Annotated in this window: 24 protein-coding genes, 1 tRNA gene and 1 other RNA gene; 16 read left to right on the top strand and 10 right to left on the bottom strand. The window is 62.4% G+C overall.

The genetic code is table 11. The annotated features are described in order from the left end of the window. Positions 1-170 precede the first annotated feature (170 nt). From ACGYLC_RS06850 to ACGYLC_RS06820, 7 genes are all read right to left on the bottom strand, one after another. Positions 171-404 (bottom strand): ribbon-helix-helix domain-containing protein, encoded by a 234-nt coding sequence (locus ACGYLC_RS06850; protein WP_394422287.1) that lies wholly within the window; start codon positions 402-404, stop codon positions 171-173. After that, positions 401-577 carry a DUF4169 family protein gene (locus tag ACGYLC_RS06845; protein ID WP_394422286.1) on the bottom strand — a complete coding sequence of 59 codons (177 nt, stop codon included), beginning with the start codon at positions 575-577 and terminating at the stop codon, positions 401-403. The genes ACGYLC_RS06850 and ACGYLC_RS06845 overlap by 4 nt, the downstream gene beginning before the upstream one ends. After that, positions 574-1,965: a class II fumarate hydratase gene (gene fumC, locus ACGYLC_RS06840; RefSeq protein WP_394422285.1), complete on the bottom strand. Its 1,392-nt coding sequence runs from the start codon at positions 1,963-1,965 to the stop codon at positions 574-576. Before fumC ends, ACGYLC_RS06845 begins: the two co-directional genes overlap by 4 nt. 95 nt (positions 1,966-2,060) lie before the next feature. Next, positions 2,061-2,540, bottom strand: coding sequence for an SspB family protein (locus ACGYLC_RS06835; protein ID WP_394403098.1), 480 nt, complete (start codon positions 2,538-2,540; stop codon positions 2,061-2,063). Between the two features lie 73 nt (positions 2,541-2,613). Beyond that, a complete protein-coding gene (gene chrA, locus ACGYLC_RS06830) occupies positions 2,614-3,858 on the bottom strand; it encodes a chromate efflux transporter (protein ID WP_394422284.1) in 1,245 nt (414 codons plus the stop codon). Positions 3,859-3,978: 120 nt separating this feature from the next. Further along, positions 3,979-4,327: a transfer-messenger RNA gene (gene ssrA, locus ACGYLC_RS06825) on the bottom strand. Positions 4,328-4,393: 66 nt separating this feature from the next. Beyond that, entirely contained in the window at positions 4,394-5,146 is a 753-nt protein-coding gene (locus tag ACGYLC_RS06820; RefSeq protein ID WP_394422283.1) for a FadR/GntR family transcriptional regulator, read from the bottom strand. 77 nt (positions 5,147-5,223) lie between these two features. Between ACGYLC_RS06820 and ACGYLC_RS06815 the strand changes: the two genes are divergently transcribed. From ACGYLC_RS06815 to ACGYLC_RS06740, 16 genes are all read left to right on the top strand, one after another. Further along, on the top strand, positions 5,224-6,012 hold the full coding sequence (locus ACGYLC_RS06815) for a DUF2182 domain-containing protein (RefSeq protein ID WP_394422282.1): 789 nt from the start codon (positions 5,224-5,226) through the stop codon (positions 6,010-6,012). 1 nt (position 6,013) lies between these two features. Continuing rightward, positions 6,014-6,646, top strand: coding sequence for a DUF1326 domain-containing protein (locus tag ACGYLC_RS06810; RefSeq protein ID WP_067266687.1), 633 nt, complete (start codon positions 6,014-6,016; stop codon positions 6,644-6,646). Continuing rightward, positions 6,643-7,143 (top strand): DinB family protein, encoded by a 501-nt coding sequence (locus ACGYLC_RS06805; RefSeq protein ID WP_394422281.1) that lies wholly within the window; start codon positions 6,643-6,645, stop codon positions 7,141-7,143. Before ACGYLC_RS06810 ends, ACGYLC_RS06805 begins: the two co-directional genes overlap by 4 nt. Then, positions 7,143-8,246, top strand: a complete 1,104-nt coding sequence (locus ACGYLC_RS06800; RefSeq protein WP_394422280.1) for a dimethylsulfoniopropionate demethylase — start codon at positions 7,143-7,145, stop codon at positions 8,244-8,246. Before ACGYLC_RS06805 ends, ACGYLC_RS06800 begins: the two co-directional genes overlap by 1 nt. Before the next feature lie 36 nt (positions 8,247-8,282). Next, on the top strand, positions 8,283-9,269 hold the full coding sequence (gene acuI / locus ACGYLC_RS06795; RefSeq protein ID WP_394422279.1) for an acryloyl-CoA reductase: 987 nt from the start codon (positions 8,283-8,285) through the stop codon (positions 9,267-9,269). Between the two features lie 67 nt (positions 9,270-9,336). Next, positions 9,337-9,762: an HIT family protein gene (locus ACGYLC_RS06790; protein WP_394422278.1), complete on the top strand. Its 426-nt coding sequence runs from the start codon at positions 9,337-9,339 to the stop codon at positions 9,760-9,762. Between the two features lie 177 nt (positions 9,763-9,939). After that, the gene (locus ACGYLC_RS06785) at positions 9,940-11,577 is read left to right on the top strand and encodes a BCCT family transporter (RefSeq protein ID WP_394422277.1); all 1,638 of its coding nucleotides are present in this window, start codon (positions 9,940-9,942) and stop codon (positions 11,575-11,577) included. Positions 11,578-11,675: 98 nt separating this feature from the next. Continuing rightward, positions 11,676-12,899, top strand: coding sequence for an aminotransferase class V-fold PLP-dependent enzyme (locus tag ACGYLC_RS06780; RefSeq protein WP_394422276.1), 1,224 nt, complete (start codon positions 11,676-11,678; stop codon positions 12,897-12,899). A gap of 61 nt (positions 12,900-12,960) precedes the next feature. Beyond that, on the top strand, positions 12,961-14,382 hold the full coding sequence (locus ACGYLC_RS06775) for a cryptochrome/photolyase family protein (RefSeq protein ID WP_394422275.1): 1,422 nt from the start codon (positions 12,961-12,963) through the stop codon (positions 14,380-14,382). A gap of 62 nt (positions 14,383-14,444) precedes the next feature. After that, on the top strand, positions 14,445-15,656 hold the full coding sequence (locus tag ACGYLC_RS06770) for a class I SAM-dependent methyltransferase (RefSeq protein WP_394422274.1): 1,212 nt from the start codon (positions 14,445-14,447) through the stop codon (positions 15,654-15,656). 36 nt (positions 15,657-15,692) lie between these two features. After that, complete coding sequence (locus ACGYLC_RS06765; RefSeq protein ID WP_394403846.1) at positions 15,693-16,133, top strand: TrgA family protein; 441 nt, start codon at positions 15,693-15,695, stop codon at positions 16,131-16,133. A gap of 5 nt (positions 16,134-16,138) precedes the next feature. Then, complete coding sequence (locus ACGYLC_RS06760; RefSeq protein WP_394422273.1) at positions 16,139-17,272, top strand: NUDIX domain-containing protein; 1,134 nt, start codon at positions 16,139-16,141, stop codon at positions 17,270-17,272. 13 nt (positions 17,273-17,285) lie between these two features. Continuing rightward, a complete protein-coding gene (locus ACGYLC_RS06755; protein ID WP_394422272.1) occupies positions 17,286-18,320 on the top strand; it encodes a cysteine synthase A in 1,035 nt (344 codons plus the stop codon). Next, entirely contained in the window at positions 18,317-20,683 is a 2,367-nt protein-coding gene (locus ACGYLC_RS06750) for a DUF3772 domain-containing protein (RefSeq protein WP_394422271.1), read from the top strand. Before ACGYLC_RS06755 ends, ACGYLC_RS06750 begins: the two co-directional genes overlap by 4 nt. After that, positions 20,680-21,402, top strand: coding sequence for an alanyl-tRNA editing protein (locus ACGYLC_RS06745; protein WP_394422270.1), 723 nt, complete (start codon positions 20,680-20,682; stop codon positions 21,400-21,402). Before ACGYLC_RS06750 ends, ACGYLC_RS06745 begins: the two co-directional genes overlap by 4 nt. Positions 21,403-21,474: 72 nt before the next feature. Then, a tRNA-Ser gene (locus ACGYLC_RS06740) sits at positions 21,475-21,564 on the top strand. A 105-nt stretch (positions 21,565-21,669) separates the two neighbouring features. Here ACGYLC_RS06740 and ACGYLC_RS06735 read toward each other — a convergent pair. The 3 genes from ACGYLC_RS06735 to ACGYLC_RS06725 form a co-directional block, all read right to left on the bottom strand. Then, the gene (locus tag ACGYLC_RS06735) at positions 21,670-21,960 is read right to left on the bottom strand and encodes a hypothetical protein (RefSeq protein WP_394422269.1); all 291 of its coding nucleotides are present in this window, start codon (positions 21,958-21,960) and stop codon (positions 21,670-21,672) included. Positions 21,961-22,396: 436 nt separating this feature from the next. Beyond that, positions 22,397-22,993, bottom strand: coding sequence for a L,D-transpeptidase (locus ACGYLC_RS06730; protein WP_394403454.1), 597 nt, complete (start codon positions 22,991-22,993; stop codon positions 22,397-22,399). 111 nt (positions 22,994-23,104) lie between these two features. Further along, positions 23,105-24,739 carry an FAD/NAD(P)-binding protein gene (locus ACGYLC_RS06725; RefSeq protein ID WP_394422268.1) on the bottom strand — a complete coding sequence of 545 codons (1,635 nt, stop codon included), beginning with the start codon at positions 24,737-24,739 and terminating at the stop codon, positions 23,105-23,107. Positions 24,740-24,782: the final 43 nt, after the last annotated feature.

The following is a 24,782-nucleotide window of genomic DNA, read 5'->3' as shown; positions in this document are numbered from 1 at the left end:
TGATAGCCGCGGCGTTGCAATTCCGCTTCGAATGCCCGGCGTCCGACGAATTTCTCGATATCTCGCGCTTTGCGCCGGATCACTTGACCGTTGATCGCGGCGCGCGAGGCAAAGAGGCTGTGAAGCCACGCCTGTGGCGAAAGGGGAGAGGCCAAAGTCATGGCCCGACGCTAATCCGCTTTTGGTAAACGTTCCTTTAACGACCGCAGCACAAACAAGCGGATCGCCCCGGCCAGCCCGATGTGCAGCCCGCGGGCCGCGTCGATCTCAGCCACCAGCGCGTTGATCGGCAGCCCACGCGCCGCGGCAATGGCGCGGAACTCTTCCCAAAATTCGTCTTCGAGGGAGATTGATGTCCGGTGGCCCCTTAGGGTCACCGAATGTTTGCGGGGCCGGGTGCTCATGTTTCGCGCTTATGCGCGTCGAGCGTCGCCTTGGCTTGGGCGGCGCTTTTGCGCGCCGCCTCTTTCTCGGCTTTGCTGCGGCCAAAGCGCAGCGCATTCTCATCCGCCTGAGCGCGGCGGACCGCAAGATCGCGTGCCTTTCTCGCCTTGTTCAGGTTGATGGGCTGGCTCATTTCGGGCCGATCATGTTCTCAGGGCGCACCACACGCTCGAATGTCTCGGCATCGACAAAGCCCAAGGCAATCGCCTCCTCCTTCAGAGTGGTGCCGTTCTTATGCGCGGTCTTGGCGACCTTGGTGGCATTGTCATAACCGATCTCAGGGGCTAGCGCGGTGACCAGCATCAGCGACTCGCGCATCAGCTTCTCGATCCGGTCCGCATCGGCCTTGAGGCCATTCACCAGATTGTCGGTAAAGGCCGAGGCCGCATCGCCCAGAAGCTGCATGGATTGCAGCACGTTATAGGCCATCATCGGCTTGTAGACATTAAGCTCGAAATGCCCCTGCGACCCGGCGAAACCCACGGCGGCATCATTGCCCATAACATGGATACAGACCTGCGTCAGCGCCTCACACTGGGTCGGGTTCACCTTGCCTGGCATGATCGAAGAGCCCGGCTCATTCTCGGGCAGGATCAATTCGCCCAGACCGCAGCGCGGGCCGGAGCCCAGAAGGCGGATGTCATTGGCGATCTTGAAGAGCGAGGCCGACACGGTCTTGAGCGCGCCAGAGATCTCGACCATCGCATCATGGGCGGCCAGCGCCTCGAACTTGTTGGCTGCGGTGACGAAGGGCAGGCCGGTGATCTCGGCCATGTTATGTGCCACGGTCTCGGCCCAGCCCTGTTTGGTGTTCAGCCCGGTGCCCACGGCAGTGCCGCCCTGTGCCAGCTCATAGATACGACCAAGCGCGTCGCGGACGCGGGCGATGCCCATGGCGACCTGATGGGTATAGCCCGAGAATTCCTGAGACAGCGTCAGCGGGGTCGCGTCCTGCGTATGGGTGCGGCCAATCTTGATGATGCCGTCGAACTCCTCGACCTTCTTTTGAAGCGCGCCGTGCAGCTTCTCCAGTCCCGGCAGCAGCACGTCACGCGCGGTCATCGCGGTGGCGATATGCATGGCGGTGGGGAAGGTGTCGTTCGACGACTGGCCCATGTTGCAGTGATCGTTCGGGTGCACCGGCTCTTTCGAGCCGATGGTGCCGCCCATAATCTCGATCGCGCGGTTGGCGATGACCTCATTGGCGTTCATGTTCGATTGGGTGCCGGAACCGGTCTGCCAAACGACCAGCGGGAAATTGTCGTCGAACTTGCCCTCAAACACTTCACCAGCGGCCTGGATGATTGCGCGACCGCGTTCCTCGTCCAGCGAGCCCTGCGCCACATTCGCCTGCGCGCAGGCTTTCTTGATCACGCCGAGCGCGCGCACAATGGCGATGGGCTGCTTTTCCCAGCCAATCGGGAAGTTCATGATCGAACGCTGCGTCTGCGCGCCCCAGTATTTATCGGCGGGGACTTCAAGCGGACCAAAGCTGTCGGTTTCGGTGCGGGTATCGGCCATTCTGCGGCTCCTGCTGTGACTTATCGTTGTCCAGCGGTGTACCTGCGCCTTACGCGCTGCGCAATGCGGGGATGGCGCTAACGGCCATTCCGCCGCTACTTCCGAAAGGAATCGAGCGAGACGATCTCGGCGTCTTTGACCGGCTCTTCCGCGACTTCCAACTCTGCCTCATCCGTCTGGTCGAGCGTGGCCTCGTCTTCCGCCGCGTCATCCTCTTCGGTCTCTTGCTGTTCGAACCGTAGGCCGAACTCAACCGAAGGGTCCACGAAGGTGCGGATCGCGTCGTAAGGGATATAAAGCGGCTCTGGCGCATCGCCGAAATTCAGCGTGATGGCGAAACCGTCTTCACCCACATCAAGGCCGTCGTACCAATGCTGCATCACCACGGTCATCTCATCGGGATAGCGGTCGGATAGCCAATCGGCCAATTCCGCGTCCGGATGGGAGGTGTCGAAGGTGATGAAGAAATGGTGATTCCCCGGCAGACCCTTGTCCGATACGTCTTGCAAAACCCTGCGGATCAGGCCCCGCATGGCTTCGTGCATCAGGTTGCCGTAATCAATGCTGCGGCTCATTCTTCTCTCCGGTCCGGGCGATGGGCAGGGGTAAGCATACCCCATTCAGGGGCGAGTGAAAGGGGGTGCCGCGCTAAATCGCGTGAAGGATCAGCGCCAGCGTGGCGAGCAGGACCATCGTGATGACAAAACCACGCTTGAGCGCCAGCATCAGCACAGCAGCCAAGAGGGTGAGCGCGGCGGCCATGGGATTAAAACTGTCCCAGACGGGCAGGGGCAGGGCGAGCGGGCCGTCAGCGCCGACCCGGTCAAACAGCACATGCAGCGCGAACCAGACCGAGAGATTGGCGATAACACCCACCACTGCCGCCGTGATCGCCCGCAGCGCGCCTGCAATGCGCGGCTGTTGAGAGAGCGCCTCAAGATACGGGCCAGCAAGGAAAATCCACAGAAAACAGGGCGTGAAAGTGACCCAGAGCGCCAGCAGCCCGGCGGCCATCGCCCCCGCGGGGCCGCTTTGCGCAAAGCCCGCCAACATGCCTACGAATTGCGTCACAAGGATCAGCGGGCCGGGCGTCGTCTCGGCCAGGCCAAGCGCGTCGATCATCTGATCCGTTTCGATCCAGCCGAAATCCTGCACCACGGTCTGGGTCATATAGGCCAGCACCGCATAGGCCCCACCAAAGGTCACGACGGCCAGCTTGGAGAAGAACAGCCCCAGTTGCAGCAGAAAGTCGTCGCCGATGAAGACAAGGAACAGAAGCGGCGCGGACCAGAGACCACCCCAGATAAGCAGGGTGCGCAGGCTATGCGCTGGCGGCAGGTCGGCGACTTCGGTCTCGGACGTCGGGCTTCGGCTCAGCATCCCAATGACCCCGGCCACCAGAATGATCAGTGGAAACGGCAGGCCCAGCACGAAAAGCGCGATGAAAGAGCCAAATGCCAGCGCCCAGCCGAGCCGCCCGTGCAGCGCTTTTGAAGAAACCTTCAGAAGCGCTTGGAATACCACGATAATGACAGCGGCCTTGATGCCCTGAAAGGCCGTTTGGACCAAGGGCATCTGCCCGTACCATGCGTATAACAGCGCAAGGGTCGCGATGAATACCGCCCCCGGCACAACGAAAAGCAACCCGCCGAGCAGCCCGCCCGCAACCCCGCGCAGGCGCCAGCCTGCATAGGTCGCCAGCTGCATCGCCTCGGGCCCGGGCAACAGCATACAGAGCGAAAGGGCCCGCAGGTAAGTCTGCTCGGTCAGCCACGGGCGATGCTCGACCAACTCGCGGTGCATCACGGCGATCTGGGCTGCAGGGCCGCCGAAGGACATCACCCCGATCCGGCCAAACACGCGAAACATATCGGGCCAATTGGGCGGGGTCATCGGGGCCATCCTGCGTCATCGAAGCCACCACGGCTTCGTTTCGTCACGGATAGGGCCAGAGAAAAGCGCGGTCAAGTTAAGGCAAAAGTGCAGTCTAACTGTTATGAAACTGAAGGGAAAAGTGCAGGTTTCTGTTGCCAGGTACCTGCGAACCCCGCCTTAAGCTGCAAGGCCTAAGGACTTAAGATTTCAGTCGCTGAAACCGCTTACGCGGCCATCGCAACTGGAGCACGATTGTCATTTGCAATTGTACAGTTTGAACCGATAACGGTGGTATCTCACCGAGACAAAGCAACCCCTTTAGACGTTCGTCGATCCTATTTCGGCCCCATGATCCCCAAATGAAGGATGTTTGGTGGAGCCGCCGGGTACCGCCCCCGGGTCCGAACCGCTTATTACGAGCGCGTTTATGTCCATAGTCCCGAAGGACAGGATTAAAGTAGGGCCGCCATGGGCGAATTGCAAGGGGTGGGATGCGGCGAATTTGTCACGTCAGGAGAAGCGCGCATCTCTTTGTTTTATATCATCGAACCTACTAGCTTCGGCCCGCAGTTTCGGCATTCCGCGCCGCGCGTGCGGCGAACACGCTTTGGGCAAGCTGTTGGGTCTCAGCCTCCAGCGCCGTCAAACCTGCTGTCACCGCTTTGCCGTCATGCGCCTCTGCCGCATCCGCGATCTCTTGATGCAGGGCCACGATCCGTGCGCGATCCCGCGCGGTGAAGGTGATCATATTCATCAGGGGCTGCATCGCCTCGACCGCGCCCGCCAGTTGATAGCTCAGTACCGGATTGCCCGCACCATCGACCAGCGCCCGGTGAAATGCCACGTCGGAGGCGCAGAAGGCCTTATCGGTCAGCCCCGGCTGCGCCTGACGGTGAATTTCCGCGCGCATGGTGGCAAGGTGATCCGCCGTCCGGCGTTCTGCCGAAAGCGGGGCGCAGGCACGCTCCAAGGCAAAGCGCGCCTCGCATGCGGTCTCAAAACTCACCGCGTTCATGGACAGCAGCAGGGTCGAAGTGGTGATCTGCTGCGCATAGGCGTCCGGAAAGCTCAGCCGGTTGACGAAAGCACCCCCCGTGGCCCCGCGCTGCGTGCGGATCAGCGATTGCGCGGCCAGCCGCTTGAGCGCCTCGCGCACCGTGGGGCGGGAAACTTCAAACTGTTCAGCCAACTCCGCCTCGGAGGGCAGGCGCTGGTCGACAATAAGATGTCCGCCGATGATGGCGTCGCGGATAGCCGTCGCGATCTGGGCCGATAGATCGGCGGGATTGCTTGGGTCGATTTTCATATGTCTTACAATTAATGTTTGCGAGGACTTTAATTGTCTGACATTAAATCTACAAGAGCACGCAGGGGAGGGCGGCGATGGCCGGGATGGTACGATCAACATTATGGCTGGGCTTTTTCGCCCTGATCCTCGCCGCTTGGTGGATGATGTACAGCATGGCGATGCAGATGGATCTCGATCTGCTGGGCCGCCCCGGGGCCATGGGCCAACGGATGCGGCAGATGGATCCGGGCATGGATATGTATATGCCCATGGCGCGTTTCTTTCCGCTGTTCGTGATGTGGGGCGCGATGATGGCGGCGATGATGGTCCCGACCATGGTGCCGACGCTGCGCGCTTACGAAGATCTTATGACCTCGGCCAATGGCACGCGCGTGGGCTGGCTGGCGGTGTTCGCAGGTTACCTCGCGGTCTGGGTGATCTTCGCGGCGGGGATCGCGGGTTTGCAACTGTTGCTGTTGCACGGCGGCGTCATCGACATGCTCGGCATCGCAAAATCGCGCTGGACGGCAGCGGCGCTGCTTTTGACTGTTGGGCTCTTCCAATTCACCCGCGCCAAGGAGATTTGCCACGGCGTCTGCCACTCTCCGATGATGTATTTCATGGGCCACTGGCGCCCCGGTGCCGCGGGCGGCTTTCGCATGGGGCTGGGCCTCGGTGCCTTTTGCGCGGGCTGCTGCTGGGGCTTTATGTTGCTGGGCTTTGCCGGCGGGGTGATGAACCTTGCTTGGATGGGGCTCGCCACGCTTTTCATGGTCATCGAAAAACTGCCACAGATTGGGCATTACGTAACAAAACCAATGGGTTTCGCCTTGGTCCTCGGCGCAGGTGTCGTGGCGGGTTGGCCCATGATCACAGGAGGATGATATGCCAAACAGAGAGATGACACCCGCCGATTGGGCGATCAAGGGCGAGCTATTCCTGAACTGCTCTTGCGATGTCTTCTGCCCCTGCGTGGTCAGCCTTGGCGCGCATCTGCCAACCGAAGGTCACTGCCATGCGTGGATGGGCATCGTGATCGACGAAGGCCATTTCGAGGGGGAGGACTTGGCCGGTCTCAACGTAGGGCTGTTGGTCGATATCCCGGGCCGCATGGGCGAAGGGAATTGGAAAGTCGCCGCCTATGTGGACGATCGCGCGAGCGAGGCGGCCTATGACGGGTTGCTGCAAATCTTCTCGGGCGCTGCGGGCGGCACCACGGGGTTGTTCACCATGTTGGTGAGCGAGATCATCGGCGCCGAACGCGCCCCGGTCGAGATCATTCGCGACGGCAACCGCCGGGTCATCAACATTGGCCGCAAGATCAACGGCGAGATCGAGATGCTGGCCGGTGCCGAGCCGGGGGAGCCGGTGACGATCACCAACTCGAAATACTGGATGGGGCCGAACATCGTCGCTGCGCGCGGCGTGAAATCCAAGGTCCGCGACTATGGCCGGGTCTGGGATTTCGGTGGCAAATCGGCTGAAGTCTGCGCGATTGATTGGCAGGGGGCGCGGTGATCACCCCCGCCTATGTCAAGGAAATGGCGCGCTATAGTGCATGGCAGAACAGTCAGTTGTCGAGCGTCGTTCAGGCTTTGGATGAGGCAACGTTAACACAGGATCGCGGGGCGTTCTTCGGCTCCATCCTCGGCACGCTGAACCATCTTCTGTGGTGCGATCAACTCTGGCTGTCGCGGTTCGACCCTGCCGCGGCAAAGCCGGAAGGCAAAGACACCGAGCTTTGCCCCTCCGGCGACGCTTGGGTTTTGGCGCGAGGGCAATGCGACCTTGCTATTTCTCACTGGGCGTCGGGGTTGGACCAGTCGATTCTAGACCGCGATTTAACGTGGCATTCCGGCATCTTGCAACGCGATGTTTCCAAGCCAATGGCGGGATGTGTGGTGCATTTCTTCAACCACCAAACCCACCACCGCGGCCAAGTGCACGCCATGCTCACCAGCGCCGGAAGTGATGCGCCGGTGACTGATTTCATCTTCTTGCCGGAGGAGGGCTGATGGCCGAACTCTCTCCCTCGCGCCGGATCAGGCGCACGCCATTCTCTGCCGGGGTCGAGGCGGCGGGGGTGAAAGCCTATACGGTCTACAACCGGATGCTCCTGCCCACCGTGTTCGAGAGTACCGAGGCGGATTATCATCACTTGAAGAAAGCCGTGCAAGTCTGGGACGTGGCTTGCGAAAGGCAGGTCGAGCTGCGCGGGCCGGACGCGTCGCGGCTCATGCAGATGCTGACGCCGCGTGATCTGCGCGATGTGGCACCGGGGCGCTGTGTCTATGTACCGATCGTGGATGAGACGGGTGGTATGCTTAACGATCCGGTGGCGGTGAAACTGGCCGAGGATCGTTGGTGGATTTCCATCGCCGATAGCGATTTGTTGTTATGGGCCAAGGGGATATGCAACGGATATCATCTTGACGTATTGGTCGATGAGCCGGATGTGAACCTGCTGGCGGTGCAGGGGCCGAAAGCCGAAGACCTGATGGAACGCGTCTTTGGCGCGGCGGTGCGCGCGGTGAAGTTCTTCCGCTTCGGGGAATTTCAGTTTCAAGGCCGCGCCATGAATATCGCGCGCTCGGGCTACTCCAAACAGGGCGGCTTTGAGATTTATACCGAGGGGGCCGATATCGCGATGCCGCTTTGGGAGGCGCTTTTTGAGGCGGGCCGCGATCTGGATGTGCGGGCGGGCTGTCCGAACCTGATCGAGCGGATCGAGGGCGGATTGTTGAGCTATGGCAATGACATGACCGACGACAACACGCCCCATGAATGCGGTCTTGGCAAGCTCTGCGACACGCAGGCGGCGATGGGATGTATCGGCAGAGACGCGCTGCTGCGGGTGGCGAAAGAGGGGCCGGTGCAACAGATACGTCCCCTAGAGATCGCAGGCGATCCGGTGCCGCTTTGTGATCGTGTCTGGCCCTTGATGGCGGGCGACAAACCCGTGGGGCAGGTGACCTCGGCGGTTTGGTCCCCCGACTTTGGCGTGAATGTCGCCATCGGCATGGTGCGGATGACCCATTGGGATCCGGGCACGCGGTTGCAGGCGCGCACCCCCGATGGTGCGCGTGACGTGACCGTACGGGACAGTTTCTGGGCCTGAGGCCCGGTCGAATGAAACCTGAAAAGGAGATGAAAGATGAGCTTTAATGCGCTGATTGTAAACAAGGATGACGAAGGCAAGACTCATGCCGAGGTCACCCAGATCACCGAAGACCAGCTGCCCGAGGCCGAGGTGACGGTTGCGGTGGAATATTCCACCGTGAACTACAAAGACGGGCTGTGCATCGGACCGGGGGGTGGCTTGGTCCGCAACTATCCGCATGTGCCGGGCATCGACTTCGCCGGCACGGTCGAGGCCTCGAATGACGACCGTTACAAACCCGGCGACAAGGTGGTGTTGACCGGTTGGCGCGTGGGCGAGGCGCATTGGGGCGGCTATGCGCAAAAGGCGCGGGTCAAGGCCGATTGGCTGGTGCCGCTGCCCGAAGGGCTGGACACACGCCAAGCGATGGCCGTGGGCACGGCGGGTTTCACCGCGATGCTGGCCGTCATGGCGCTGGAAGACCACGGCATCAAAAAAGGCCCGGTTCTGGTCACAGGTGCCGCGGGGGGCGTCGGCTCGGTCGCCACAGCGATCCTTGCCAACCTCGGCTATGAGGTGGCGGCGGTCACCGGGCGGCCCGAGACCGAGGAGTACCTCAAAAGCCTCGGGGCGGCCCGGATTGTTGCGCGGGACGAGATCAACGAGACGGTCAAGCGCCCCCTTGAGGGTGAGACATGGGGCGGATGCGTCGATGCCGTGGGCGGCGCGATGCTGGCCCGCGTGCTGGGTCAGATGGAGTACGGGGCGAGCGTGGCGGCCGTGGGCCTTGCGGGCGGTGCGGCCCTGCCTGCCACGGTGATCCCCTTCCTGCTGCGCGGCGTGAACCTCTTGGGCATCGACAGCGTGATGCAGCCTTATGACAACCGTCTGCGTGCTTGGAAGCGGGTGGCCAAGGATCTGCCGATGGACAAGCTGGAGGCAATGGTCCAGCCCGCAGGGCTCAGCGATCTGCCGCAACTGGGGGCGGACATCCTGAAGGGGCAGGTCAAGGGCCGGGTGGTCGTCGACGTAAACGCTTGATATTGCCTCGGCGCGGGGCGGTGTGGTTAATGGTCCGCGCCGCCCCGACCGCCAGAAGGAGAGCATGATGGCCAGCTATGACGACGACAATATCTTTGCCAAGATCCTGCGCAAAGAGATCCCCAGCTTCAAGGTCTATGAAGACGACAAGACCTATTGCTTCATGGACATCATGCCCCGCGCCGAGGGGCATTGTCTGGTGATCCCCAAGTCGCCCTGCCGCAATATGCTCGACGCCAGCCCCGCGCAATTGGCGGATTGTCTGGCGACGGTTCAGAAAGTCGCCAAAGCCTGCCTGCGCGCCTTTGGCGCCGATGGCATCACCGTGCAACAGTTCAACGAGGCCGCGGCCGGGCAAGAGGTCTTTCACCTCCATTACCACATCCTGCCCCGGCATGAGGGCGACAAGCTGCGCCCGCCCGGTGTTCAAGGGGATATGGACCGGATTCGCGAACAGGCCGATGCGATTGCAGCCGCGCTCGGGACAGGGTAGTCCCCCCAAACTTACGTCGCAACAGATACCGAAACGGTCGTTTTAGCCAAGTTTCCAAGGGGGTTTGGCCACAATGGCTTGCCCAATGGCCGCAAGCCCCTATCCTGTTGCGCACGGATGAAAAAAACAGAACGCCGCGTTCTGCGCGGCAATCTGTCATCAAAGAGGGAACAGATAATGAGCGATACCAATTCGCACGGCATCCCCGAGCCTGAGGGCAAGGCGGATGTCATCGACACCGATTACGAGATCGGTCAGGACAATATCGAACGGCAGATCGGGCCGTTCGGGCTAGATATTCACAACCCGGTTTTTCTGATTTCGGGGCTCGCGGTCGTGATCTTCGTTTTCTACACTATCGCATTGCCAGAGCAGGCCGCCGCGATCTTCTCGGCCATGTTCAATTTTACCACCAAAAACTTTGACTGGTTCCTGATCGGCTCTGCCGACCTGGTGGTGATCTTCGCGCTATTGCTGATCGTGACGCCCTTTGGCAATGTCCGCCTTGGCGGCAACGAAGCAGTGGCGGATTACACCTATCTGGGCTGGTTCGCGATGCTTTTCGCTGCGGGCATGGGCATCGGCCTGATGTTCTACGGCGTGTCCGAGCCCTTGACCCATTTCTCGACCTCCATGGGCGAGATCACGACAGAGAACGGTTTACGCACCGACTGGGCCCCCTTGGGTGCCGCCACGGGTGACGAAGCCGCTTCGCTGCGCCTTGGCATGGCGGCGACGATCTATCACTGGGGTCTGCACCCTTGGGCGATCTACGCCATCGTCGCGCTGGCGCTGGCGCTGTTCACCTACAACAAAGGTCTGCCGCTGACGATCCGCTCGGCCTTTTATCCGGTTCTGGGTGAACGTGTTTGGGGCTGGCCCGGGCATATCATCGACACCATCGCGGTTTTCGCCACGCTCTTTGGTCTGGCGACGTCGCTCGGGCTGGGTGCCACGCAGGCGAACGCAGGTCTGAACGAATTGTTCGGCGTTCCGATTGGCACCACCTCCGAGATCGTGCTGATTTCCCTGATCACCGCCGTGGCGCTGGTCTCGGTTCTGCGCGGCCTCGATGGCGGTGTGAAGGTGCTGAGCGAGATCAACATGGGGCTGGCCGCCTTGCTGGCGCTGTTCACGCTCTTTGTCGGGCCGACGGTCTTCCTGCTGTCCTTCTTCTGGGACTCGCTGGTGGCCTATATCGAATATCTGCCCGCGCTGGCGAACCCGTTTGGCCGTGAAGACGTGAACTTCTCCCAGGGCTGGACGGCCTTCTACTGGGCGTGGTGGATCAGCTGGTCACCCTTCGTCGGCATGTTCATCGCCCGCGTCAGCCGGGGCCGCACCGTGCGGGAATTCGTGATCTGCGTGCTGCTGATCCCCTCGCTGGTCTGTGTGCTCTGGATGTCGATCTTTGGCGGCACCGCGATCCATCAGGTGCTGAACGACGGCTACACCGCGGCGCAAGATGCGGGCCTGCCATTGCAGCTGTTCAAAATGCTCGACGCGCTGCCGCTGGCTTCGATCACCTCCTTCATCGGCATCGTGCTGGTGGTGGTGTTCTTCGTCACATCGTCGGACTCCGGGTCGCTTGTGATCGACACGATCACGGCGGGCGGCAAGGTCGACGCGCCGGTGCCGCAGCGGGTGTTCTGGTGCATCTTTGAGGGTGCCGTGGCCATCGCGCTGTTGATCGGCGGCGGTTTGGCGGCGCTGCAATCCATGGTGATCTCCACCGGCTTGCTGTTCACGCTGCTGCTGCTCTTCATGTGCTTCTGCATCTTCCGTGGCCTGCAGGACGAGCGTAAAATTCGTTAACCTGCACAGCCTTTAAGACAATGATGACGGCGGCCCCATGGGGTCGCCGTTTTTTTTGCACGCTTGACCTTGGCCGCGCTGCGGTCAACCTTCGCGCCATGCATATTGATTCCGAATGGGTCCGCGCCCAATTTCCCGCCTTCGCCGAGCCGAGCCTTCAGGGGCAGGCTTTCTTTGAGAACGCCGGCGGGTCTTATACCTGCCGCCAAGTGATCGACCGGCTGCATCGCTTTTACACCCAGCGAAAGGTGCAGCCCTATGGCGCCTATGAGGCCAGCCGGCTAGGCGGGGAGGAGATGGACGAGGCCCGCACCCGCATGGCCGCGATCCTTGGCGTGACCCCGGAAGAGCTAAGCTTTGGCCCATCCACCACGCAGAATACCTATGTGCTGGCACAGGCTTTTGGTCAGATGATGCAGCCCGGTGAGGCGATCGTCGTGACCAATCAGGACCATGAGGCCAATACCGGCCCGTGGCGCAGGCTCGCCGCGCGGGGGATCGAGATCCGCGAATGGCAGATCGATCCTGAGACCGGGCACCTCGACCCCGCCAAACTCGAAGACCTCTTGGACGAGAATGTCCGGCTGGTCTGCTTCCCGCATTCCTCAAACGTGGTGGGCGAGATCAACCCGGTGACCGAGATCACGGCGCTGGCCCATGCCGCCGGTGCTTTCGTCTGCGTCGATGGCGTGTCCTATGCACCGCATGGCTTTGCCGATGTTGGGGGGCTGGGGCCGGATATCTACCTCTTTTCCGCCTACAAAACCTTTGGGCCGCATCAGGGTGTCATGGTCATCCGCCGGGCGCTGGCCGAACTGCTGCCGAACCAAGCGCATCACTTTAACGGGGACGTGCTTTACAAACGTTTCACCCCCGCCGGGCCGGATCACGCGCAGATCGCAGCCAGCGCGGGCATGGCGGACTATATCGACGCCTTCCACGCCCACCATATCGGCGGCACTGCCGGGGCCACGGAGCGCGGTGTCGCCGTGCATGATGCGATGCGCGCCCATGAGACGGCTCTGTTGCAACCGCTGCTGGATGCCATGGCGGCGCGCAACTCGGTGCGGGTCATCGGCCCCACCGATGCGGCAACCCGCGCGCCCACGGTGGCATTGGCGCTTGATCGACCGGGGGGCGAGATGGCGCAGGCACTGGCCGCACGCGGCATCATGGCAGGGGGCGGCACATTCTACGCGGGCCGGGCGCTTGATGCGATGGGGGTGGATGAGGCCAAAGGCGTGCTCCGGCTCAGCTTTACCCATTACACCACGCAGGAGGAGATGGATAAACTGCTGAACGCGCTGGATGATCTGCTCTGACCCTTGACCCGGGCGCAGGGGCGCTATGTTGCGGGACAGGTGCAGGAGCAAGACCCCGAACGTGAGCGACAATTCCCCGATTATCATGTGGTTCCGCCGCGATCTGCGGCTGAGCGACCATCCCGCCCTGTCGGCGGCCTGCAAGACGGGCCGTCCGGTTATCCCGCTATTCATCCACGATGCGCAATCAGAGGCTTTGGGCGCAGCCCCGAAGTTCCGCCTCGGCCTGGCCCTGGGCTGCCTTGGGGAAACCCTGGCCGAGAAGGGCAGCCGCCTGATCCTGCGTCGCGGCGACGCGCTTGAGGTGCTGCGCGAGGTGATCGAGGCAACCGGCGCGGGGGCGGTCTATTGGAGCCGCCTTTACGATCCCGCCGCCATTGACCGGGATACGCAGGTCAAAGAAGCGCTGAAGGACGATGGGCTCGAGGCCTGCAGCTTTGCCGGGCATCTGATGTTCGAGCCTTGGACGGTTGAGACCAAGACCGGCGGTTTTTACAAAGTCTTCACCCCCTATTGGAAGGCGGTCCGGGGCCGCGATGTGGCGGCCCCCTTGGCCACCCCAAGCGATATCCCAGCCCCGCAAAGCTGGCCCGAGAGCGCCGCCCTCGACGATTGGCAAATGGACGCCGAGATGCAGCGTGGGCGCGACGTGGTGCGCCCCTATGTCCGGCTGGGGGAGGCTGCGGCACAGGCGCGGCTTGGTTCTTTCATGGCCCATATCGTCGAAGGCTACGACGAAAGCCGCGACCTGCCGGGCGAAGATGGCACCTCGGCTCTGTCGGAAAACCTGTCGCTGGGTGAGATCAGCCCGGCCCAGTGCTGGCACGCGGGCCGGCGGGCGATGCAGGAGGGCAAGCGCGGGGCTGAGACCTTCCTCAAGGAACTCGGCTGGCGCGAGTTTGCCTATCACCTGATGTACCACACCCCGCGCATCCTCGACCAAAACTGGCGTGAGGAATGGCAGGCTTTCCCGTGGAATGAGGACGCGCGCCGCGCCGAGGTGCTGGCGTGGAAACAGGGGCGCACCGGCGTGCCCTTCGTCGACGCGGCCATGCGCGAATTGCAGGTCACGGGCCGGATGCACAACCGGGGCCGCATGATCGTGGCAAGCTATCTGACCAAGCACCTGATGTGTCATTGGCGGATCGGGCAGAAGTGGTTCGAAGAACATCTGATCGACTGGGATCCGGCCAATAACGCGATGGGCTGGCAATGGGCTGCGGGCTCCGGCCCCGATGCGACGCCGTTCTTTCGCATTTTCAACCCCGAGACCCAGCTTGATCGGTTCGACAAGGGGCGCGAATACACCCGCCGTTGGATTGCCGAGGGCCGCGCGAAACCGAGTGGGGAGGCGCTGGCCTATTTCGACGCGATCCCGCGCCATTGGGGGCTGAGCCCGGAGGACGGCTACCCCGATCCGATCGTCGATCTGTCGGAAGGGCGGGAGCGCGCGCTCGACGCCTATCGCAACCGCGACTTTTAACTTTTTGCGAAACAGCAGCCTGCGGTTACAGTGGGCGTCAATAACAAGAACGGAACCGAGGTATGAAGCTTACGACCACCGAGGGGCAGAAAGGTCTGCCGCGCTATTTCCCGCAGGTCTTCGCGATGGCGCAAGAGATGCAGCATGGGCGGGTGGACTTTGTCCTGCCCGATGGCCGCATGTTCCGTGCCGAGGGGGCCAAACCCGGCCCGGTGGCGGAACTGCACATCCATAACGATGACCTCTTCGCCCGGTTGATCCGCGAGGGCGATCTGGGCTTCTGTGACGCCTATCTGGACGAATGGTGGTCGACCCCGGACTTGCAAGCCTTCATGGATCTGGTTCATGCAGGGAATGAGACGGTCTATGACGGTTTCCCCGGCCAAGGGCTGCTGCGCCAGTTCGAGAAGTTCCGGTTTTGGCTTCAGCGCAACAACCGTAAACAGGCCAAGCGCAACATCAGCTATCACTACGATCTGGGCAATGACTTCTACAGCCTCTGGCTGGATGATACGATGACCTATTCCTCGGCCATTTTTGAGGGCGACGCCCAGCAATCGCTTGAGGCCGCGCAGCGGGCGAAATACAAGTCCATGGTCGATCAGATGGGCGTGCAGCCCGGCGACCACGTCTTGGAAATCGGCTGTGGCTGGGGCGGTTTTGCGGAATATGCCGCCGCCGAACGCGGGCTGAAGGTGACAGCACTGACCATCAGCCAAGAGCAGTTCAACTACGCACAAGAGCGCATCGCCAAGGCGGGGCTCTCGGATCGTGTGACTTTTAAACTGCAAGATTACCGCGACGAGACCGAGAGCTATGACGGCATCGCCAGCATCGAGATGTTCGAGGCGGTAGGCGAAAAATATTGGCCGGTCTATTTCGACACGCTGCACCAACGCCTGAAACCGGGCCGCGCGGCGACTTTGCAAATCATCACCGTCGCCGACCGCCGGTGGGAGGTCTATAAACGCGGGGTGGATTTCATCCAAAAATACATCTTCCCGGGCGGCATGTTGCCCAGCCCCACGATCCTACGGGAGCAGGTCGAGCGGGCAGGGCTGGTGGTCGACCGGTCGATCGAATTCGGCAAAAGCTATGACATCACCCTGCGCCGTTGGCATGAGACCTTTAACGAGAAATGGGATCAGATCACCGCGCTTGGCTTTGACGAACGCTTTCGCCGGATGTGGAATTTTTACCTCACTTCCTGTGCCGCGACATTCGACAGTGGCAATTGTGATGTGACGCAGATTACGGTACGGCGACCGGTGTGACCGCCCCTGCGGTCCACCCCCGCAAGGAGCCGAAAAATGCCGAATGGTGCACGACTTATGGCGGCGATCTCACTCGCTGTGCTGGCCTTTGTCCTGTCGGGCATGGTGGTGCCCCTGATGCCGGAAAGTACGGATTTCGGATATTTCCTGCCGCTCAACGTCGTGCTGGGCCTCCTCGTGGGCTGGCGCGTCATGGGCCGGCGCGCGGGCCGGGGCATGGTGGCTGCGATCAACAACGGTTTTGCCGGGGTCTTTGTGCTGATGCTCTGGGCGATCTTCTTGCAGGCGGCGAATGAAATGGTCCGTCTGGCGCTGCGCAACCGCTATGACGATCCCTTCGAAGCCATCGTCGCCGTGTTCCAGATCGGCGCGGAATTTGGCCTGATGATCGCCACCGTGCCCATCGGCGTGGCGCTTGTCATCGGCGGCGTGATCGTGGGGCTTTTGACAGAATTTGCTTATAATCGTTGGCCCTGACCCCCATGCGACATCTCTTTATCTACGGCACCCTGCGGCATCTGCCGCTCTTGGAAATCGTGCTTGGCCGCTCTTTCGAGGCGATTGACCTCAGCCCCGCCAATCTGCCCGGCTACCACGTCTCGGCTGCCGCCGAAGGGCCGTTTCCGACGATTGAGGCGCGCGAGGGCGCGCAGGCCGAGGGGTTGCTGGTGCGGGGGCTGAGCGCGGATGATTTTGCGCGGCTCGACTTCTATGAAGGCGCCTTCGACTATGATCTGGTGCCGGTGACATTGGCAGACGGGCAGGGGGCCGAGGTCTATCTGCCCCAGCCCGGGCGCTGGACCGCGCAGGGGCCATGGTCCTTGTCAGAGTGGGAGCGTGATTGGGCCGCGCTTTCCTGCCACGCCGCGCGCGAAGTGATGAGCTATATGGGCAAGCGCCCGCGGGCCGAGGTCGATGCGATGTTCCCGATGATCCGCCGCCGGGCCCATCAGCAGGTGCTGGCGACACAGGGCATGCATGATCCGCTGGCGCTTGATGGCAAGGTCGAGGTGATTGACCGCCGCCGCGTTTACGCGAATTTTTTCGCCCTGGATGAAATCTCGCTGCGGCATGAGACCTTTGACGGCAGCCTGTCGGCACAGATCGACCGCGCGGTCTTTGTCAGCGCGGATGCCGCGCTGGTTCTGCCCTATGACCCCCAACGCGACCGCGTGCTGCTGGTCGAGCAAATCCGCATGGGCCCGCTGGCGCGCGGTGACCGGACCTGCTGGCAGTTGGAACCCATCGCGGGCCACATCGACCCCGGAGAGACCCCGCAGGCCGCCGCGCGGCGCGAGGCGCAGGAGGAGGCGGGCATCACCTTGGGTGCCTTGGAGCCGGTCGGAAACGTCTATGCCTCCCCCGGAAATGCGACGGAATTCTTTCACATTTTCGTGGGATTGGCGGATTTGCCGGATCATATCATGGGCACAGGCGGTTTGCCTGCGGAGGGCGAGGATATCCGGTCGCATCTGATGTCATTCGATGATCTGATGGCCTTGGCAGATGCGCAGGCGCTTGCCAATGCGCCATTGGTGGCAAGCGCCTATTGGCTGGCGCGCCACCGCGAACGCTTGAGGTCCGAAGGCACGACAGCTAAACCGGACGGAACATGAACTGGGGGCAAACATGCAGGTTGCTAAAGATTTGGCCGAGGCCATTGGAAACACACCGCTGATCCGACTGCGCGGCGCGAGCGAAGAGACCGGCTGCGAAATCTTGGGCAAGGCGGAGTTCATGAACCCCGGCCAGTCGGTCAAGGACCGCGCGGCGCTGTTCATCATCCGTGACGCCATCGCACGGGGTGAGTTGAAGCCCGGCGGCACCATCGTCGAAGGCACTGCGGGAAACACCGGCATCGGGCTTGCGCTGGTGGGCGCGTCGATGGGGTTCAAGACCGTCATCGTCATCCCCGAGACCCAATCGCAGGAAAAGAAAGACATGCTGCGGCTGGCCGGCGCCGAACTGGTGCAGGTGCCCGCTGCACCCTACAAAAACCCCAACAACTTCGTCCGCTATTCCGAGCGTTTGGCCAAGGAATTGGCCAAGACCACGCCCGAGGGGGCGATCTGGGCCAACCAGTTCGACAATACCGCCAACCGGCAGGCCCATATCGAAACCACCGGCCCCGAGATCTGGGAACAGACCGGGGGCAAGGTCGATGGCTTTTGCTGCGCGGTCGGCTCGGGCGGGACGCTCGTTGGCGTGGCCATGGCGCTGCAACCCAAAGGCGTGAAGATCGCGCTGGCCGATCCTGATGGCGCGGCGCTGCACAGCTACTATACCGAAGGCGAGTTGAAGTCCGAAGGCAGTTCCATCGCCGAGGGCATCGGTCAGGGGCGGATCACCGCGAACCTCGAAGGGTTCAAACCTGACCATTCCTATAACATCTCGGATGAAGAGGCGCTGCCGGTCGTCTTTGACCTGCTCGAGAATGAGGGGCTCTGCCTTGGTGCGTCGTCGGGTGTCAACGTCGCCGGTGCCATACGTCTGGCGAAAGACATGGGGCCGGGCCATACCATTGTGACTGTGCTTTGCGACTTCGGCACGCGCTATCAATCCAAGCTCTTCAACCCGGATTTCCTGCGCGAGAAGGGGCTGCCGACGCCCGCTTGGCTTGATGCCGCGCCACAATCCATCCCAGGTGTTTTCGAGGATACATGACCCAAATGCTCCGCTTCGCCCTTGGCCTCACCGCGTTGCTGGTCTGGCTGACCGGCGCTGCTGTCGCACAGGAACCGGTTCTGCCGGATTTCGACCAATGGGAAACCGTCGCCTCTTCGGCTGAAGAGGCGGTGGACGCCCCCGGCACCACGGAAACCATGCTGGAGGTGCAGCGCGCCCGGCTGGTAGACTACCGCGCCCAGTTCGACGCGGCGCGCAACCTCAATGCCGCGCGGATCACCGCCCTGCGCGAACAATTGGCCGCGCTTGGAACCCCGCCCGAGGGCGAGGGGGCCGAGCCGGAATCTCCCGAAGTCGCTGCCAACCGTGAAGAGTTGAACCGACAGCTCAACACCCTGCTGACCCCGGTCCAACGGGCGGAGGCAGCATATCTGCGCGCCGATGCGCTGATCGGGCAGATCGACGTGGCTCTGCGCGAACGCCAGACCGAGCAGTTGATGGAGGTGGTGCCCACGCCGCTCAACCCCGTCCATTGGCGCACCGCGATTGACGATCTGGCGACAGCGGCGGGTGAGATCGCCGCCGAGGCGCCTGACGATGCCGACACGGCGCGGCGCAGCCTGCGTTCCTCCCTGCCTGCGGTTTTGGCCCTCACCATTCTGGGCTTGGTGCTGATCCTCCGCGGGCAACATTGGTCGACTGCGATCGTGGGGCGGCTGCAGCAATTCGGCGCGCGTGGTTTTGGGATCTGGCGCTTTGTCGTGTCGCTGCTGCGGATCATCCTGCCCACGGTCGGTTTGGTCTTGCTGGCCATGGCCGTTTTGGCGACCGATTGGCTCGGCCCGCGCGGCTCGGCTCTGGTGCAACTGATCCCGGTGATCGGCGGCGCGATGCTGGGCGTTCGCTGGGTCGCCGAACGAGTGTTCTCGCGCGATGATGACGAGGCGCTGATCCTGCTGCCAGCGGCTGAGCGCAAAGCGGTCCGTTTCTACGTCAGCATCATCACCGTCACCGTCATACTGGGCGCGATCGTCACCGCCATCTTCGACGGCCAAGACCCGGCGGAAACCACCGAGGCCGTGCTGCGCCTGCCGGTGATGCTGCTGAGTGCCTTTGCCCTGTTCCGCATCGGGAAAATTCTGCACGGTTACAGCGATCCGGTGACGGAGGACGTCTCCGCCGCCGAAGAGCCGCGGACCTCGACCCTGAACCGCGTCGTGCGCGGGCTGGGCCTGGGCGCAATGATCGTGGCCGTGGTAGCCCCACTGCTGCTGGTCAGCGGCTATTACAACGCCGCCGTCTCGCTGCTGCCGCCCTATGTCACGACGCTGGTGCTTCTGGGGCTTGTGATGACGCTGCAACGCTTCTTGGCCGATGTCTACGGCGCCATGACCGGGCAGGGGGTGCAGGCGCGGGACGCGCTGATGCCGGTTTTCTTTGGCCTCATCTTGTTGTTGCTGTCGCTCCCCCTGATGGCGCTGGCATGGGGCGCGCGGGTCACCGACCTGACCGAGCTTTGGGCGCTGTTCAGCCGGGGCTTCGCCTTTGGTGAGACGCGGATCCGCCCGACCGACTTCCTGTCCTTCGCGGTGATCTTCGTGATCGGCTATGCCGCCACCCGTCTGATCCAAGGGGCGCTGCGCAGCAATGTCCTGCCCAAGACGCGGATGGACATCGGGGGGCAGAATGCCATCGTCTCGGGGATTGGCTATGTCGGTATTTTCCTCGCCGCGCTGCTCGCCATCACCGGGGCGGGGATCGACCTTTCCGCGCTGGCCTATGTCGCCGGGGCGCTGTCGGTCGGTATCGGTTTCGGTCTGCAAAACGTGGTATCGAACTTCGTCTCCGGCATCATTCTGTTGATCGAACGCCCGATCTCAGAAGGAGATTGGATCGAGGTGGGCGGCCAGATGGGCTATGTGCGCGACATCTCGGTGCGCTCCACGAGGATCGAAACATTCGATCGAACCGATGTCATCGTGCCCAACGCCGATCTGATCAGCGGCACGGTCACCAACTACACCCGTGGCAATACCGTGGGTCGCCTCATCGTGCCCGTGGGCGTGGCTTACGGCACCGATACCAAACGGATCGAAGGCATCCTGCAAGAGATCGCCGAGGCGCAGCCAATCGTGCTGACCAACCCGCCGCCCGCGGTCTTGTTCTTGAACTTCGGGGCCGATGCGCTGGAGTTCGAGGTACGTTGCTACCTGCGGGACGTGAACTGGATGATGAAGGTCAAAAACGACATCAACCACGCCATCGCCGCGCGTTTCAAAGAGGAAGGGATCGAAATTCCCTTCGCCCAACGCGACCTATGGCTGCGCAACCCTGAGACCTTGCAGCCCGCGACCAGTGCCAGCGTCCAAGACGGCAGCGACGAGGCGGAGCCGCAGGCATGACGGGCGAGCTCTACCGGACCGAGACCTATTTGCGCGATGCGCCGGCCCGCGTGGCGGCCCATACGCCCGAAGGTGGGGTGATTTTGGACAATTCCCTGTTCTATCCCACAGGCGGTGGCCAACCGGGCGACAGCGGGTGGCTGACATGGGACAAGCAAGAGCTGACCATCGCGACCACGGTGCGCGACCGCGACAGCGGGCGCATCGCGCTGGTCCCGGCAGAGCCGCGTCCCTTGCCGCCGGTGGGGGCTTTCGTGAAACAGGAACTCGACTGGGACCGTCGGCATAAGCATATGCGCGTGCATACGGCGCTGCATCTTTTGTCCGTCGTCATTCCACATCCGGTCACGGGCGGACAGATTTCGGCCACCCATGGGCGGCTCGACTTCAACATGCCCGATGCGCCGCAGGACCGCGAGGAGCTGGAGGAGGCATTGAATCACTTCGTCTCCCTTGATGCGCGGGTGAGCGAGGACTGGATCACCGAGGCCGAATTGGACGCCGCGCCCGAACTGGTCAAAACCATGTCGGTCGCCCCGCCCCGCGGACGAGGGGACATTCGCCTGATCCGCATCGGAGAGGCGCAAGACCCCATTGATCTACAGCCCTGCGGCGGCACCCATGTCGCTCGCACCGGCGAGATTGGCGGTCTTCGCCTTGGAAAGATTGAGAAAAAGGGCCGTTTGAACCGCCGGGTCTATGTTCATCTGGGCGGTTAGATAAATTTATCCTCTCTGGGGGGAATTCGCTCTTGCAACTCACTGCCGCCCCAAGCTAAACCCCGCCTCAACGGAGCGGTGGCCGAGTGGTCGAAGGCGCACGCCTGGAAAGTGTGTAGGCGGGAGACCGTCTCCAGGGTTCGAATCCCTGTCGCTCCGCCACTTTCTTTTTTGCAAAGAGTAACTGTTGCCCCGTCGGGCCATGCGGTTCCGCTTTTAGAAAAGCCCGGCACCCTTCGGGCCGGGCGCTCTCAAGTCAGTCAAAGCTTAGCGGGAGTCATTGCCCGCGCCGTAGCCCCCATAGGCGAAGCCTTCGCCCAAGCTGCCCACGGGCCCGCTGGTTGAGAGGGTGGCGACAGGCGCGCGCGCGCCCGGGAATGTGTCCAAGCGTAGGTCGGCGGCGCGCTCATTAGGGCGGGTCTCACCGGCGTCTGCGGCATGGACGACGTCGGCCGTTACGGACGTATCCAAGCGCAGGTCTTCGTAGCGTGTCGACTGCCCTGCTAAGCTGGCGGAAGCGATCAATGTGGCGGCGGCGGTTGCGATGAAGAGTTTCATTGTTCTAGTCCTTTCTGGTTTGGGAAAGGGCGTCGGCTTTCTCGCTCTGGGGAGAGGCGGGGAGGTCGGGAGGCCCGTTCGATGCAATGATATTAAGGCGCGGTGAGGGGCGGTTACAAAGCAACTCGGTTCACGGCCCGGTGTCAGAACGAGACCCGGCGCGATTGGATCGTAACAAATTGCCACCGCCCCGTAAGATACTGTTATCAGTGTGTTATCTACGCGCCGCCGACCGGGAGTTATGGCGGTGGTCGGCTTGGCGAGAAGCGCTCAAGACCTGTTACATAGCCGTCGCAAAAACCTGTGTGCCGCCGCCGCGGGCAAACCTCTTTGGCCTGTGTGAAATGTTTCAATCCTACTGACCGACCGAGAGGCACAAAAAAGCCCGAAGCGGATATTCTCCGCTCCGGGCTGGTTGATCCGACCGAAAGAAAACTCAGCCGATCGGTTCGTAGAGTACCACGCGGGTGTTCATTGGCACGCGGTCATAAAGCTCGGCCATCTGATCGTTCACCAGTCGAGCACAGCCGTTTGAGACGCGTTTGCCCAAAGTGGAGGCGTCATTGGTGCCATGGATGCGCAGGAAGGTGTCGCCGCGCTCCTCGGTAAAGAGATAAAGGGCGCGCGACCCCAGCGGATTGTCCAAGCCGCCCTCCATACCATCGGCGTATTTCTCGTATTTCTCCGGCTCGCGGTCGATCATATCCGGGGTAGGGGTCCAGCTGGGCCATTCCTTCTTGGCGCCGACAAAGAACTCGCCGGATTCGTAGAGACCGGGGCGGCCAACGCCCACGGTATAACGCCACGCCATATTGTCGGGCAGCGTCCAGTAGAGCGCGAAATTGTCGGGATCGACGTGGATCTCATAGGGCGGTGCGCCTGCCGCGATCGGCACCTGGCGCGGCATCATGTCTGGCGGCACGTCATAGTTCGGCATTTCCTTGGGCGGATGCGCCAGCGCGGGTGTGGCAAGGCCACTGCCAAATGCGGCACCGCTGGCGGCTACACCGGTGATGAAATGTCGTCTCTTCATTGCGTCGTTCCCCTATTCTTCAATCGCGTGTTGAAAGGGAAACCGTTTCAGCGCCTTGCTGTTCCATCGCGGGCGCAGGTTCACAAACTCTTGTAGAGATAAGGCAGCGTTTCACCCCGATAGCCTGTCAATCACGCCCTGCGCCCAACGGTCGGCGGATTGACCAAAGCAATCGTGCAGGGAATCCACCGCCGTCACACTACCAAGCGCGAGCCGACCCAGCAGGCAAAGGCCCGGCACGGGGCGCCCGTCATGGCCGCGCAGCGTGCCGTCAGGCGCGGTCGCTGCGGCCAGATCGGAGGACAAGGGGGACAGAAAACCTTGAGAGATGAGATCGGGCAGAGGCGGCCCCACGATGCCCGAAAGCTCCGGTGCGGGCAACACCGCGTCGACGATGACGGAAACTTCCGCCGCGCCGCCCTCTGCCTGCAATGTCCAGCCTTGCGCGCTGTCCGTGATCTGCGGATTGGTGGCGAAGGACAGGTCGACCAGCCCCGCGTCGATCAGGGCCAAAAGCTCCCGCGCGGAGGATAGCGGCGGGCCGTAGGAATATCGTTTCAACCCTTCGTCGAAGTCGATCAGCCGCTTGGCCGTCTGGGGCGATGCGTTGCCCGGGTTGAAAGCCGCGCGCCATGCGTCCTGCCATTTGCGCCAGACTTGCCCGACTGTGTAGCCAATGCTCGGCGCGACCTCACCGGCGGCCAGGTCTATCCCGTGGCGCAGCGCCTCCAGCGGCGGCGACTGGTCCTGCGCGCCGGGGTCTGACCATTCGGCGTCCAACCAGTTTTCGATCTGCTCCGCCCGTACATTCTGAGGCGTGAGGATATGCACGACCACGGGCAGCAGGGCGTCTGAGATCAACAAGGGCGCCGCCTCGGGCCGCGCACTGACCGCAGCGATAGCGGCTTGGGAGAAACCTGCGGTCTCTTCCGGTGTCGGGTCGAACAGCGCGTCGAAAGCGGCATCCTGCGGCTTTGGAAATGGGGGATGCCCGTTGAGCGAGAAGGGCAGAATACGGCTCGGCTCCCGGCCCGAGGCATGATAGCCCGCCGTATCGAAGCGCCCGCCCTGTGCCATGGTCAGGCCGCGCAACACGTCATAGGTCGACAGGCCCAAGCCCCGGATCGCGACTTGCTTGCCCTGCCATGTCGCCGCCTGCGCGCGCAGCTTTGCTGCCGGATAGGCCTGCGCGACTTCCGCCCCGCTCCGCGCCGCGTGCTCCTGCCATTCCGCCCATTGCGCGTCTGGCGCGACAGAGGGCTGCCCGAGAGTGAGGAGCACTTCGTCATATCGCGCTTCCGATCCGCTTTCGGATTGCACACGCCAGCCCGAAGCCGCGGGTGAGATGCGGGCCACGGAGGCGGGCAGCACCCTGCAAGTCACACCGGTTTTCGTAAAACCCTGCGCAAAAAGATCATCCCGCCGCGCCATGAGGTAGCGGCCCATCTCGGCGCGGGAGGGGAAACTGTCGGGATCGACAGGGCGGTCTTGCCACTGGGCGAAATGTCCGACACGCGACCCCTTTGGCGGACGGATGGCGATATCGCGGTTTGGGATGTTGAGCAGACAATAGGCGGGCTCCGAGGGGGCGAAGTTCGGACCCGCACCGGGATGGGGGCCGGGCTCGTAGATGTCGATCTCTATCCGCCGTTCTGTCCCTATAAGCCGATGCGCCAGAGCCTCCAGCGCGCCAAGGCCGCGCGGCCCGAAACCGATCACCGCAATCCGCGCTGTCTTTACCTGCATCTCTCTCCCCGGCATGTCTTTGGCGCGACCGTAGAGCCGTACC

Source organism: Sulfitobacter sp. 1A12157, assembly GCF_043557345.1.
In the GTDB taxonomy this organism is placed as follows: Bacteria; Pseudomonadota; Alphaproteobacteria; order Rhodobacterales; family Rhodobacteraceae; genus Sulfitobacter.
This window is presented reverse-complemented; position numbering and strand designations above follow the sequence as displayed.

Coding starts and splice junctions, on each gene's coding strand:
- ACGYLC_RS06850 (WP_394422287.1), bottom strand. CDS start 404: ATGAGCACCCGGCCCCGCAAACATTCGGTGACCCTAAGGGGCCACCGG.
- ACGYLC_RS06750 (WP_394422271.1), top strand. CDS start 18,317: ATGACCCAAATGCTCCGCTTCGCCCTTGGCCTCACCGCGTTGCTGGTC.
- ACGYLC_RS06730 (WP_394403454.1), bottom strand. CDS start 22,993: ATGAAGAGACGACATTTCATCACCGGTGTAGCCGCCAGCGGTGCCGCA.
- chrA (WP_394422284.1), bottom strand. CDS start 3,858: ATGACCCCGCCCAATTGGCCCGATATGTTTCGCGTGTTTGGCCGGATC.
- ACGYLC_RS06745 (WP_394422270.1), top strand. CDS start 20,680: ATGACGGGCGAGCTCTACCGGACCGAGACCTATTTGCGCGATGCGCCG.
- ACGYLC_RS06820 (WP_394422283.1), bottom strand. CDS start 5,146: ATGAAAATCGACCCAAGCAATCCCGCCGATCTATCGGCCCAGATCGCG.
- ACGYLC_RS06810 (WP_067266687.1), top strand. CDS start 6,014: ATGCCAAACAGAGAGATGACACCCGCCGATTGGGCGATCAAGGGCGAG.
- ACGYLC_RS06755 (WP_394422272.1), top strand. CDS start 17,286: ATGCAGGTTGCTAAAGATTTGGCCGAGGCCATTGGAAACACACCGCTG.
- ACGYLC_RS06845 (WP_394422286.1), bottom strand. CDS start 577: ATGAGCCAGCCCATCAACCTGAACAAGGCGAGAAAGGCACGCGATCTT.
- ACGYLC_RS06785 (WP_394422277.1), top strand. CDS start 9,940: ATGAGCGATACCAATTCGCACGGCATCCCCGAGCCTGAGGGCAAGGCG.
- ACGYLC_RS06780 (WP_394422276.1), top strand. CDS start 11,676: ATGCATATTGATTCCGAATGGGTCCGCGCCCAATTTCCCGCCTTCGCC.
- ACGYLC_RS06790 (WP_394422278.1), top strand. CDS start 9,337: ATGGCCAGCTATGACGACGACAATATCTTTGCCAAGATCCTGCGCAAA.
- ACGYLC_RS06725 (WP_394422268.1), bottom strand. CDS start 24,739: ATGCAGGTAAAGACAGCGCGGATTGCGGTGATCGGTTTCGGGCCGCGC.
- ACGYLC_RS06800 (WP_394422280.1), top strand. CDS start 7,143: ATGGCCGAACTCTCTCCCTCGCGCCGGATCAGGCGCACGCCATTCTCT.
- ACGYLC_RS06765 (WP_394403846.1), top strand. CDS start 15,693: ATGCCGAATGGTGCACGACTTATGGCGGCGATCTCACTCGCTGTGCTG.
- ACGYLC_RS06760 (WP_394422273.1), top strand. CDS start 16,139: ATGCGACATCTCTTTATCTACGGCACCCTGCGGCATCTGCCGCTCTTG.
- fumC (WP_394422285.1), bottom strand. CDS start 1,965: ATGGCCGATACCCGCACCGAAACCGACAGCTTTGGTCCGCTTGAAGTC.
- ACGYLC_RS06735 (WP_394422269.1), bottom strand. CDS start 21,960: ATGAAACTCTTCATCGCAACCGCCGCCGCCACATTGATCGCTTCCGCC.
- ACGYLC_RS06835 (WP_394403098.1), bottom strand. CDS start 2,540: ATGAGCCGCAGCATTGATTACGGCAACCTGATGCACGAAGCCATGCGG.
- acuI (WP_394422279.1), top strand. CDS start 8,283: ATGAGCTTTAATGCGCTGATTGTAAACAAGGATGACGAAGGCAAGACT.
- ACGYLC_RS06815 (WP_394422282.1), top strand. CDS start 5,224: ATGGCCGGGATGGTACGATCAACATTATGGCTGGGCTTTTTCGCCCTG.
- ACGYLC_RS06770 (WP_394422274.1), top strand. CDS start 14,445: ATGAAGCTTACGACCACCGAGGGGCAGAAAGGTCTGCCGCGCTATTTC.